The organism is Burkholderia sp. APQ4-4ca (genome assembly GCF_057837105.1).
On sequence record NZ_JBYQCG010000019.1, the window covers coordinates 1 to 599 of the forward strand.

Annotated in this window: 1 protein-coding gene; it reads left to right on the top strand. The window is 64.3% G+C overall.

Annotated features, from left to right (window positions below; translation table 11 throughout):
* Positions 1-22: 22 nt before the first annotated feature.
* On the top strand, positions 23-599 hold a 577-nt coding region (locus AC3IFE_RS01445), incomplete at its 3' end, for an integrase domain-containing protein (RefSeq protein ID WP_489189379.1).

Here is a 599-nt window from a genome sequence, read left to right on the forward strand (position 1 = left end):
AAACCACCCACGAGCAAAGCAGATGAGCAAACCGACGTCGAACAAGCCGAGATCCATCGAGGCGAAGTTCATGAGCGCGGCGCTGCATAAGGGCGCGGCCACGCTCACGAAGCAGAAGATGCGCACCACATTTTTAGCCTTTGCGGCCCATGCGAAGCACCGTCGGTACGGCCAGGTCGCCCCGGCCACCGTCACTGAAAAACAGCTGCGCAACTACGTGGTGTCGCGTATCGACGCCGGCATCAGCGCACGGACGATCCAGAACGAGATGAGCCATCTGCGCCGCGCGCTGCGTGGGACCGGCCGCGGCGAGTGGGCCGATGCGCTGACCAACGCCGAATTAGGTGTTCCGTCAGGCACGCGTATCGGTACAGGGAAGGTCGTTGACGAAAGCGTGCTTGCTCGAGCGCTCGAGCGGGCCGCGTCGGATACGCGCGCGTGGATCCAGCTCGCGCGCTGCCTCGGCCTCCGGCGTGAAGAGATGATCGAAAGCCACAAGAGCCTCAAACAGTGGGAGGTTGCGCTCTCCCGCGGCCAGAGCTTCATCACGATCCGGCACGGCACCAAGGGCGGACGCACGCGCGACACCCACATACCCG